Origin of the sequence: Serratia proteamaculans, from assembly GCF_008830365.1 — a bacterium.
In the GTDB taxonomy this organism is placed as follows: domain Bacteria; phylum Pseudomonadota; class Gammaproteobacteria; order Enterobacterales; family Enterobacteriaceae; genus Serratia; species Serratia proteamaculans.
This window is the reverse complement of sequence record NZ_WBKI01000001.1, coordinates 709047-720622: the sequence shown is the minus strand read 5'-3', so window position 1 is coordinate 720622 and position 11576 is coordinate 709047. Positions and strand designations below refer to the sequence as shown.

Below are 11576 nucleotides of genomic sequence, written 5' to 3'. Positions count from 1 at the left end.
TTCCTTATGTGGGGTTACGCCCTCACGGGCAACAGAGTTCACTAGCGGTAGTGCAAAGGGGATGCCAGCTTGAAACGCGGGGAAATTGTGAGGCATTGCACAGATAGGCGTAACAAAGTGACAACTAAATTGACATGTCAATTTCACATGTCAATAAAATGGACATTACATTCCAAAACGGAGCTGCCGATGCACACCGCCGCTGGCCTGATGCCAATCAAAGATGAGAGCGACCCGATCTTCAGCCTGCCGGAAGGGCCAGAGGCCGGTGAATGGGACAGCCTATTTTGGCAAGGCTGGCAGGCATTCAACGAGGGAGGTCAGCCGGGTTGGATACGCAAATCGATCCTGCAATCCTGGCGGCGCTCGCGGGAGTACGGTATTGACCCCGATGAGTTTGTCTATCACGCACCTCCGGCAGACCAGCTACAGGCCATCCTGTTGCACAACGCCGAGCTGATTACCGTGGCGCGAAGCATCATGGAAAACCTGTTAGCCTACAATCCCGACGGGCACATCAATCTGACCGATGCCAACGGCGTCACCCTTCACTACTGTGGCGCCGACCTGACGCCGGTTGGCAGCATTCTGCGTGAAGAGGTTCAGGGCACCAACTGCACCGCACGCTGCCTGTTGGAACAGCGCCTGGTATATGTATTAAGCGGCGAGAACTGGAAGTTGGGTCTGCGCCAACGGCATCGTCAGTGTGCCGCCGCACCGGTACGTAACGCCGAGGGAGCGATGATTGGCGTGCTGACGCTCACCGCCACGCCGGATAATTTCAATGCCCATACGCTGGGCACCGTGCAGGCGGCGGCAGAGGCCGTTGGTCAGCAACTAAAGCTGCACCGGCTGCTGGCCGAACAACAGTCGATTCTGGAAACCCTGAATGAAGGTGTAATGGTTTGCGATCGCCACGGGCAGTTGAAAACCGTTAATCGCTATGCCCGCCAGATTTTTGACGGCCTGGAGCCGGGTAACCTCTCTATCGATGAGTTACTGCGCCCACAATCCGGTTCACTGCTGACCATGCCGTTTTGCAACGACCGTGAAATGGTGTTTATGCCGGCAGGCAAGCCCGCCCTTTCCTGCGTGATTTCCCTGATGCCCGCGCCGGATGACGGCCGGGTGCTCTCCGTGCGAGAGAACCAGCGTATCCGCGCCATTACCCGCCGGGTGATGGGGGTCAGCGCCAGCTATACCTTTGAAATGATTTACGGCCACTCCAGCCGCATGCGCGAGGCAATCACGCAGGCGCGCACTTGCAGCCGCAGTGACAGCACGGTGCTGTTGACCGGCGAAAGCGGCACCGGCAAGGAGTTGTTTGCCCAGGCGATCCACAACGGCGGTAGGCGTTGCAACGAACCCTTTGTCGCCGTCAACTGCGGAGCCTTACCGCGCGATTTAGTGCAAAGCGAGCTGTTTGGCTACGTAGACGGTGCCTTTACCGGATCGCGCCGTGGCGGTTCCGCCGGCAAGTTCGAACTGGCGGACGGGGGAACCCTACTGCTGGATGAAATTGGTGAAATGCCGCTGGAAGCCCAAACCAGCCTGCTACGCGTGCTGCAGGAAAGCGAAGTGTTGCGAATTGGTGCGGCACACCCGGTAAAAGTAAATGTGCGCATCATTGCGGCCACCCATTGTGACCTGGTACAGGCAGTGGAGACCGGCGCGTTTCGTCGCGATCTCTATTACCGTCTGAACGTGCTCTCGATCCCGGTTCCGCCGCTGCGTGAACGCCGGGAAGATATCGCCGGACTGGTTAACGGCTTCATTCATAAGCTCAGTACGCGGATGAAAAAAGTCCCGCCGCAGGTTTCACCGCAGGCGATGGCCTGTCTGAACGCCTGGCCCTGGCCGGGCAACGTGCGCGAACTGGAAAACCTGGTGGAACGGATGGTGAACCTGTGTGAAGGATTACTGATTGACGTGGGCGACCTGCCCGAGGATATGCGGCGCAAGCCCCCAGAAACGGACGCCGCCCCCTCAAACCGACTGGAAGACAATGAACGCGCTCATATCATTCAGGTGATTGGATCCAATGGCGGCAATTTGAGGCAGGCAGCCCAGATGCTCGGGCTGTCGCGAACCACGCTGTACAACAAAATCAATAAATGGCAGATCGATTTAACGCTTTTTCGCCCCTGAGCGACACAGTGGTGGCATTGACAGCGTTGCCATGGCATCCGATGATGCTGGCAATGTTACCGCTCAGGTCCAACCCATGAAAACATCCCCTGCCGTCACGATCCATTACTGCTCGCAATGCAACTGGTTGCTGCGAGCCGCGTGGATGGCGCAAGAGTTACTCCATACTTTCAGCACCGATTTGGCCTCCGTCACGCTGGTTCCCGGCACCGGAGGCATTTACCAGGTAACCGTTGATGACCTGGTCATTTGGGATCGAAAAATCGACGGTGGGTTCCCGGAGGCGGCCGCGTTAAAGCAGCGTCTGCGCGATCGCTGCTTTCCCGAGCGTTCCTTAGGACATGTGGATAATAAAGGGGCTAAAAGTTAAGGCATAACTGCCTGCGCCGCCTGTCGCAATTGGCCGATGGCAGTCGGCATCGCCAGCCCGAAGCTCAGCAAGGCGTTGTCATCAATCACTAACAGCCGCCGTTGTTGACCCGCCGGGGTAAACGCCAACCCCGGTAATGTCCAAAGATTGGTTTCTCCGCCCAACCGTTGCAGACTGGCTTTCCCTATTACCAATAACTGCGGCGCAGCAGCCACCAACCCCTCCTGAGTCAACGACTGATAACGTGCCACCCCAGCCATGGCATTTTCCAAGCCGGCGCTGCGAATGGCACCATCGGCTGCGGTGCCATTGCCTGCCCCCATGGCCGTTATCCCGGTGTGCGCCATGATGAACAGCACCCTGACGGGCAGCGGGCGAGTAGGTACGGCGGCGATCTGACGCTCCAGTTCGGCCTGCAGAATTTGCCCTTCGGCAACTCGTCCCAAAGTGGCTGCAATAACGGCAATTTTTTGGTTAATCACACCTAATTCGGGTTTGCCGGTCACCGTTACCACGTTAACTCCGGCCTGCTCAACCTGCTGCAAGGCCAATGACGGCTGTGCCAGTTCACTGGCGATCACCAGCGTGGGTTTCATCGCCAGGATCCCCTCTGCGTTGAGCTGGCGCATATAACCGACATTCGGCAATTCGCTGGCCTGCGGTGGTTGCTGGCTGGTACTGTCGCGTGCGACCAACGTTTGCTGCGCACCCAGTGCATAAATAATTTCCGTGATGTCACCGCCAATAGCTATCACGCGCTCGCCGGCGAACACCGAAAACGGCAGCATCAGTAGTCCGATAATCCATGATTGCATCCGCTAGCTCCTTATGAAGATGACTGACACAACAACCGTCGTTCAAAGATGAGAGACGGTTGTTGCAGTCAAGGCTGGCCTTAGAAATCTACGTTGACGCCAAGCTGGAAGGTTCTTCCCGGCATGACAGCCAGCGCATTATCGTAAGCATCCTGATTGGTGGAGTCCGTGAGTTCGCGGCTGCTCAGGTAATCGCGGTATTTTCTGTCGGTGATGTTATACACGCCGCCGCTCAGCTTCACATTGCGGGCCACCTGCCAGTAGGCCGACATGTCGACCAGACCGTAACCCGGCACGCGCAGATACTCAGCCGTAGAGTCGGTGAGCGTGCCGCCGCTGGCGTTGTTGTAGCTTTCACGGTTGGTAGCCGTTGCCTGTTTGCCTTTGACAAAGGTCGCGGTCACCGCCGCACCGTAGCGTTTTGCCGGATCATCCCACGCCACGCCCACTATCGCCTTCATTGGCGCGACGCTGTCGATATCGACATACTTGTCACCGGAGTAGCTGGACTTGGATTTACCCTGGTTATACCCCAGAGCAAAATTGGCGCTCAGGCCGTTAACCTGCTCAAACCAGGTGCCAAAATTCAGCCTGGTGCTGACTTCCCCGCCGTAGATGTAGGCTTTGTCACGGTTTTCCGCCTGATAAATGGTGTAGATATTGGAAGGCACGTTAGTGAACCGGTCTGGGCTGCTGGCACGCTGATAACGGGTATAGGCGATGAAGTTTTTATAGGTGTTGTAGAACAACGAGGTTCGCAACGTCACCCCTTCCACCACTTCCCCCTTCACGCCCCATTCCAGATTGTTGCTGGTCTCGGTTTTCAGATCGGCGTTGCCGATCAACGCGTACTGCGCCGTACCCGCGTAGCTGGAACCAAGGTTCCAGGAGCCATAAAGCTGGCTGGCATTCGGGAACTGTGCGCCGCGTTTGTATTGCAGGTAGGTCATCAACCCCGGCGTAATGTCGTACTGGAAGCTGAGTGATGGTAATACCTGGGTATCGGTGTTGCTTTTACCGTACAGCATTTCCAGTTCGGACTCCGTCAGCACCGTGCTGCCGGTGGTCAGGCCGCTCAGGTTCTGCGGCTTGGTGTTCTGGTGAGTCACGCGCACGCCAGGCACCATGGCAAAACCGTGCCCGTCCAGATCAAACTGGACCCGGTCCTGAACAAACCCGCCCAACACGTAGCTGCGGCTGTCTGACTCCGGCTGCATGATGGCGGTAAATGCACTGGGGGCAGGCTCTTCACGGAAGGGACGCTCGGTATCGGTGACCCGCCCATTGAGCCCACCGCTCAGCGTATGCCGACCCAGAGTTTTGGCGATCTGCGTTTCAAAACCGTAGGTGTTGACGTTGTAGTCGGAGTAAACCCGTTCCATGCTGCCGGTACTGGTCGGCATGTAGGTGTTGTCGTGCGCCTGGGTTTGCTGGTAATAAGCTTTCGATGTCAGGGTGTCGACGTAATCATTGAACGGCGTCCATTCATCTTTCAGGCTGATACCCCAGCGGCGCGTATTGCTCTGCTGCTGGGCGGTACCAAGAATGGCGCTGCCGGCCGAGTTCCAACTGTCGTAGTGGGTGTGGTTGGTTTTGTCGTAATAATCCACTGTACCGGTGAGTTTATGTTCGTCACTCGGCTGCCAGATGCCGGAAGCCATCAACGCGTTGGAATGCCAGTTGGCCGGATAAGCCTGGTGGGTACCGCTGTTGTTACGCGTTTCCTGACCATCGCGGCGGCTATAAACAAACACCCCGCGCAGTTGTTCATCACCCGCCGCTGCGGTAATGCCGTTATGCCAGCTGCGGTTAGCGGAGTCGTAATCGCTTTGGTAACCAAAATAGGTCGGTTTGGTCGGTGACAGGTACTGGTCCGCCGACTTCGGTGAAAACGACACCGCACCGCCGATGGAGGTGTTGCTACGTTCGGTTGAAGTGGCCCCTGACTCGATGTCCACCTGACCATACATATAGGGGTCAAGATAGTCGCGGCCAATACCAAAGGTGTTGAGGCCGGCACGGCTGACATAGCTTCGCCCGGTGGCATCCGGTTGTGGAATGCCATCGACATCCAGCCCGACACGGTTACTCTCAAGACCACGGATGTTATAGCCGGTATAGCCACTGCGATCGAATCCGCTTTTACCTGAGGACGAGCCGCCACTAACGCCGGTGGCGCTAATCAGCGGTTCATAGCGCATAATCGAACCGAAGTCATTACCGCCCTTTTTCTGCATATCCTGCGCAGAAATCGTGGTGATGGTACCGGCTTTCTTCTCAATCACCGGTGCAACAACCGTTATTTCCTCTTCATTTTGCGTGGTCTTTTCTGTTAAGTTTTTCTTTACCTCGGCATTAACGTTAAAGGCGGTGGTGAACAAGGTTCCCCACAGGAAAGACTGACCGATAACTCCCCGGTAATTAAAGGTTTTGCGCATGTGTTAGCCCTGCAGTAATTATTAGTATGCGCTCGCAGTTGCTTCGTCTCCCGGTGGTTATCCGGGATAAATGATATTAATAAAAAGTAATAATGCTTAAAGAAAGGTCTCTCTGCGTAGACTTGATGGAACAAATGATAATGACAATGCTTATCATAATCAATATCGATATAACCCTATTAAATCTATTGCTGGGTTATTCCTCAACTTTTACGAAATCCTTACAAAGTGGCGCAGGTACCGGGTCAGAGAGAAGGCTGTCAGGAGGGATGAAGAACAAAGACCTTAAAAAACGGTGGGCATAACCCACCGCAGCGGATTTAAACAATAAAGTCAGTGGCCATATTGGCTTGCCCTACGATATTAACCAGGAAATCCGGAGTAGCCTGGCCAGTTATATTTAGCGCTAATTCACTTAAATTATTTTGTGAATTATAGGTTAGCTGTGCTTCCCCTGCCTGGCCGCTAAAACTGTCGACGAAGTGAATAAAGTCTGTGCCGTTATCGCCATAATTAAAGAAGGACAGATCAATTTTGTCGATGCCAGTTTCAAAGTCCATGATCTTATCCGGTGATTTGATTGGCGAGTCACTCGCCGCCGCGAAAACAAAGATATCTTTGCCGCTGCCACCAAATAGCTGATCCTGTCCGCCGCCACCGTAAATAACGTCATTGCCCGCACCGCCATGGAGAATATTGGCCGCATCATTGCCGACAATCACATCATTCCCTGAACCCCCAATGGCATTTTCAATAACGGCGCCCAGAGCGATGGATACGTTGCCGGTCAACCCGCCGACGTCAGAGAAGGAGCCTTGCGTCAGGTTGATGCGTTGGTTCTGCGTATAACCCGAGAAATCAAGCGTATCGTTGCCGCCCGCATCCCAGACGGAGAACACCAGCTTCTGGTTGCTGTCCGTCAGCGTGTAGAAATCCCTGTCGGTATTGGAATTGAACCCGTACACCGTATCCCCGGTGCGCGTAGTGGTATTGGCGCCATAGAGATACTGAATAGCGGCAATATCGTCAACCAGCGGTGCGGCAGCATAATGGCCGCCGTTGTCACCACCGGTAACAGCTTCATCCCAATAGCTCATCACGCTGAACTGGCGGGTATCCTCGGCATAACTCGCCATACTATAGTTGGGTGGATTATTTTCATCGGCATTATATTTACCCGGATGATCCAGTCCCAACGTATGCCCCAGTTCGTGGGTGATACTCAAACGCCCGTAGTTACCCAATTCAGGGTGCAGGTTGGCGTAAACCCCATCCCGGGCATCTTCATACTTGTAATTGATATTGAACCAGCTTTGACCATCGGTATTATGCCCGCGGTAGTCGTTGCCGGCACCGCTAAAAGGCTTAATCGCGTAGGCCTGGCCGTCGCCCTGATAATTACCAAAGGTAATGTTGGACTTTTGCCCTGGGGCTACCTCAACAAAGTTAAGGTTTGCCACATCCGCCCAGGACTGCAGAGAAAGCTTGGCCTGCGCTTGTTGATCGGCAGTGAAGGCGCTAAGGCCGGTGTCCTGATTCTTGACGCCAAAGCGGAAATTTAAATTACTTTGATTATAATCCCAATCCGGGAAGGAATAAGTCACAGTAGCGCCTTGACCGGTAACATGAATGCCATTCCAGGTCTGCTCACTGCGCGCTATTTGTTTACCGGCCTCCTCCACACCAAAAGAAGGCTTATTATTGAGGGTTAATCCATTACCTCTGTTATGGTAATTCAGCAAATCATTGACGCTGTCCCAACCGCTTGCTTTTCCATTCAGGGAATTTTCCATCTCCATCTCCATTCGATTAATTCATTTCCGTTATATATAATTCGCTCGCGATATAAATGATTGCCGCCATGTTATTCGACGACATTTAAATCCTAGTATGATTTCCAGATAGCTCAATATATATTGGCAAAATAAATCACGCCGGAGTAAACCGCTATAAAAGCACCTTATAACAAGAGGGAATTACCCCCTCGGCCAGAACAGCTACAGCCCCGGTGAAATCCCCCTTAATCGCGCCACGGTCACTTGCCATTTGCCAGGCCTGTTGCGTTATACTGTGCTCCACTTTTTGTAACGAACTCAGATGACTATGGAACGCTTTCTAGAAAATGCCATGTACGCCTCTCGTTGGCTGCTGGCACCGGTTTACTTTGGCCTGTCGCTGGCCCTGTTGGCGCTGTCGATAAAATTCTTCCAAGAGATCATCCACGTTCTGCCAAACATTTTCGCCATCGCAGAAGCGGATTTGGTTCTGACGCTGCTGTCGTTGATCGATATGGCACTGGTGGGTGGATTACTGGTGATGGTGATGTTCTCGGGTTACGAGAACTTTGTTTCGCAACTGGATATCAGCGACGACAAAGAAAAACTGAGCTGGTTGGGGAAAATGGACTCCACCTCGCTGAAGAGCAAGGTGGCCGCGTCGATTGTCGCCATTTCTTCCATCCACCTGCTGCGAGTGTTTATGGATGCCAAGAACGTGCCGGACAATAAGCTGATGTGGTATGTGATCATCCACCTCACCTTCGTGCTTTCCGCCTTTGTGATGGGCTATCTCGATAAACTGACCCGCGATAAAAAATGATCCCCGTTAGCCGCCACCCTCTGTTGGCGGCTAATCGCTCCCCTTTCTGCCAAAAAATATTATTAATCAATAAATTGAATTATATTCTTATTATCTTTAATTAGTGACATTGTCACTAATAGACCCCTATTTACCAGTCTGATCATTTTCATTTAGTGCATCTGATGATAATAACATTATAATGTTATTACACTTCGACAGGCACAAAAGCCGGCGTAAGCTGAGCTTCGTCCCGCTGACAGGACCCAAATCAATCATGCCGCTGAATGGTAAACCTATACAGTTTCAGGACGTTCAATCTATCCTGCCACACCGCTTTCCCTGTCTGCTGGTTGACCGCATCCTGCCTGACGGCACCTCTATTGCCGAAGGTCGCCTAAGCGCCATCAAAAATATCACCGCCAATGAACCGACCTTTTGGACCGGCCACCATCAGACTACGGTGTTTCCCGGCATATTAATGGTAGAAGCGCTGGCACAGACCACAGGCCTGTTGGCCCACTACTTTCTTAGCCCGTTGTTGCCCGGCGAGCATTACTACTTTGCCGCCATTCATCGTGCCCGTTTCTATCGTTCGGCCCGGCCTGGCGATCAACTGCGCATGGAAGTCGCCTTTGTCCGACAACGCTCCGGCCTTGCCCGCTTTACCGGTCGTGCCACGGTAGATGGCCGCCGTATCTGTACCGCCGAGTTTATGTGCGCCCGTAAGTAACACCGCCGTTTTGATGGAGGCTTAACGAAATTACTATGTCTTTGGTTGATAAATTGCTCAATAGTCTGGATTTCTCGCCTCGCGGTCAGGTCATTGCCCGTGAGCAGGATCACTGCGGCGAAATTATTGTCTCTGACCACAAGGGCTACCGGACCCTGCGTTTTGACGGCATCTGCGAGCAGAGCAAAATGTGCATCGACGCGCCACAGGTACCGGTTCACAACTACATCAAAACCATGTTGATGGCGGTCGCCTGGCAACCACCTTCATCTGCATTGATCCTGGGTCTGGGCGGAGGGGGCCTGGTGCGGGCGCTGCATGCCTATGATTCCAATATGCTACTGGAAGTGGTGGAACTGCGTGCGGCGGTGATCTCTGTTGCCCAAAGTTACTTTACCTTGCCCACTGACGAAACGGTGATATTACACGTGGCGGATGCGGCCGATTTTTTACGGGCTGCCGTAACGCGACACTATGATTTGATTTTCTCCGATCTCTACAGCGCCTTCAGTATGGATCCGCAACAAGGAACGCAAACCTTTCTTCAGCGCTGTGCCGGACGACTTTCACCACAGGGTTGGTTAGTGCTGAACTACCATGAAGTGCCCGATCAAAACTCACTGCTGTACCACAGCCTGCACCGGGTGTTTAACACCGTGTTGTACTGCGTGGCACCCAGCGGCAACGTGATTATCTATGCGACACCGGCCGAAATCGAGACGCCGTTAAGCTTGTTGCGCCGCCTGTCCGCCGAGATTGGCCCGAGCTTTAACTGCGACCTCCGCTTCCTGTCGCGCAAGATTGAACGGTTGCACTTTAGCTGAGGCGGTATGGCCGCCTGACGATTATCATTTGATTATTATTCTCTGGAGTCACCATCATGGAAAAGAAAACGGCACGTCTGACCGTACTCATTGATCCTGACAAGAAAAAAGCGTTGGAAGACTTGTGTCTGCAACAGGATGTCACCCCTTCTCAGGTGATCCGCCAGCTCATACGCGACTATCTGCAAAAACATCAGGTGGAGTATCCGAGCCAGCCGACCCACTCTAATCCACGTGTGGATAACGCCTGACGTCAGACGGCGCTCGGTTGGCGCCATCTGAAAGTGCAGCGTGATTACCCCCGCCGTCACGGCATTGATGACGGCTTGGGATATTTTGTGAATGATTTAGCAACTTTACTCACTGTGCCAGACGTTGAGCCAACTGGCGCAGTTGTTCGGCAATCTGCTTCAAATCCTTGTCATTCTGCTCACGTGGCCCAGTTGAATTACGGATCACCAACCTGGCCGACAGAATGGACGAGGAACGTGAGACTTCACTCTCGCTGGTGTTAAGCACCTTCCTGACGGCTTCCTTGCCCTGCAAGTCAAGATCCAGCGAGACGGTGGTCAGCGCCGGGAAGAAGAACGCGCTTTCATAAGCGTCATCATAACCAATTACCGATTTTTGCCCCGGCACCGGCAGTTGGTTCTGATGGAAGGCGCTGAGCAGACCGAGTGCCATCTGATCGTTCCCCACCAGCACCGCAGTAAAATGCGGAGTTTCACGCAGCATCTGCAATGCACCGGCATAGCCACTTTGAGCATCCCAATTTCCGTGCAGCACGGTGACCGGCGTCAGGCCGTAATCCTGCAGCGCTTCCTGCCAGTTTTTCAGCCGTAAATTGGCCGATATCGAGTACTGCGGACCAGCCAACAAGGCAATGTCACGATGCCCCAGTTCATAAAGATACTTCACGCTGGCACGGGTACCGTCCGCCGGATTGAAGGAAACGTTAAACACCGAACTGTAAGGATCGACGTCGAGGAACAGACAAGTGATGTCGTCGTTGTCCGCAGCAATTTTTTCCGCCACCGCCGTTTCCAGCGGTACGTTGATGATCACCTTCTCTACCCGTTGCGATTTTAGATCGTTGATCGAATCTTGTATGCCATGATTGACGTTCTCATCAATCATGGAAATCAGTACCTGATAACCTTCCGCATTAGCGTACCGTTTTACCGCCGCCGCCACCTGTGAAGGGGCGTGCAGTGCCAGTGATATGGTCACCAACCCCACAGTGCGGCTCTGCTTGCCAACCAGTTGCTGTGCCAGGCGATTTGGCACATAGCGGAGCAGTTCTATCGATTGTTCCACCTTACGACGCGTGCCCTCAGATACATTGGCGGACTTGTTCAATACCCGTGAAACTGTCTGATAAGACACGCCGGCATGGCGGGCAACATCCTCTAAAGTGGTACTTTTCGACTTCATAACCCATTCCCTGTGATTGCTCTGTATGAATTGTAGCAGGCGTCCCCTTCACAACATAGTTACCCGGGTCACATCCAAAGAATTTCCATGAAAGTTATTCGTTCACATCCATAGCGTTCGTGATCCTTCTCACTTTTCGTTACAAATATCGCTATTTTATTTGCACTAAATCACAATAAATCAACAAGCAGATTGTGTGTTGTCATGAATAGCCATTTTATTGCTGACAAAATGTGA

General features: G+C 53.2%; 10 protein-coding genes. 6 read left to right on the top strand and 4 right to left on the bottom strand.

All coding sequences use genetic code 11. The features are described 5' to 3' along the window. Window positions 1-189: 189 nt before the first annotated feature. Together F8R23_RS03475 and F8R23_RS03470 are read left to right on the top strand one after the other, a co-directional pair. On the top strand, window positions 190-2148 hold the full coding sequence (locus F8R23_RS03475; RefSeq protein ID WP_151415270.1) for a sigma-54-dependent Fis family transcriptional regulator: 1959 nt from the start codon (window positions 190-192) through the stop codon (window positions 2146-2148). Between the two features lie 76 nt (window positions 2149-2224). Next, window positions 2225-2518 (top strand): Rdx family protein, encoded by a 294-nt coding sequence (locus F8R23_RS03470; RefSeq protein WP_129934683.1) that lies wholly within the window; start codon window positions 2225-2227, stop codon window positions 2516-2518. On the opposite strand, the gene F8R23_RS03465 is transcribed toward F8R23_RS03470, so the two are convergent. The 3 genes from F8R23_RS03465 to F8R23_RS03455 form a co-directional block, all read right to left on the bottom strand. After that, window positions 2515-3333 (bottom strand): heme/hemin ABC transporter substrate-binding protein, encoded by an 819-nt coding sequence (locus F8R23_RS03465; protein ID WP_129934684.1) that lies wholly within the window; start codon window positions 3331-3333, stop codon window positions 2515-2517. The genes F8R23_RS03470 and F8R23_RS03465 overlap by 4 nt on opposite strands. Window positions 3334-3413: 80 nt before the next feature. Further along, the gene (locus F8R23_RS03460) at window positions 3414-5771 is read right to left on the bottom strand and encodes a TonB-dependent receptor domain-containing protein (RefSeq protein WP_151415269.1); all 2358 of its coding nucleotides are present in this window, start codon (window positions 5769-5771) and stop codon (window positions 3414-3416) included. A 320-nt stretch (window positions 5772-6091) separates the two neighbouring features. Then, on the bottom strand, window positions 6092-7564 hold the full coding sequence (locus F8R23_RS03455; protein ID WP_151415268.1) for a serralysin family metalloprotease: 1473 nt from the start codon (window positions 7562-7564) through the stop codon (window positions 6092-6094). A gap of 310 nt (window positions 7565-7874) precedes the next feature. Here F8R23_RS03455 and F8R23_RS03450 point away from each other — a divergent pair, with 310 nt between their 5' ends. From F8R23_RS03450 to F8R23_RS03435, 4 genes are all read left to right on the top strand, one after another. Continuing rightward, window positions 7875-8369 carry a TIGR00645 family protein gene (locus tag F8R23_RS03450; RefSeq protein ID WP_012145114.1) on the top strand — a complete coding sequence of 165 codons (495 nt, stop codon included), beginning with the start codon at window positions 7875-7877 and terminating at the stop codon, window positions 8367-8369. 256 nt (window positions 8370-8625) lie between these two features. Beyond that, entirely contained in the window at window positions 8626-9081 is a 456-nt protein-coding gene (fabZ, locus tag F8R23_RS03445; protein ID WP_099061984.1) for a 3-hydroxyacyl-ACP dehydratase FabZ, read from the top strand. A gap of 35 nt (window positions 9082-9116) precedes the next feature. After that, on the top strand, window positions 9117-9905 hold the full coding sequence (locus tag F8R23_RS03440) for a spermidine synthase (RefSeq protein ID WP_129934687.1): 789 nt from the start codon (window positions 9117-9119) through the stop codon (window positions 9903-9905). A 56-nt stretch (window positions 9906-9961) separates the two neighbouring features. Continuing rightward, window positions 9962-10156 carry a ribbon-helix-helix protein, CopG family gene (locus tag F8R23_RS03435; RefSeq protein WP_085116739.1) on the top strand — a complete coding sequence of 65 codons (195 nt, stop codon included), beginning with the start codon at window positions 9962-9964 and terminating at the stop codon, window positions 10154-10156. Between the two features lie 109 nt (window positions 10157-10265). On the opposite strand, the gene F8R23_RS03430 is transcribed toward F8R23_RS03435, so the two are convergent. Further along, window positions 10266-11339 (bottom strand): LacI family DNA-binding transcriptional regulator, encoded by a 1074-nt coding sequence (locus tag F8R23_RS03430; RefSeq protein WP_129938126.1) that lies wholly within the window; start codon window positions 11337-11339, stop codon window positions 10266-10268. Window positions 11340-11576: the final 237 nt, after the last annotated feature.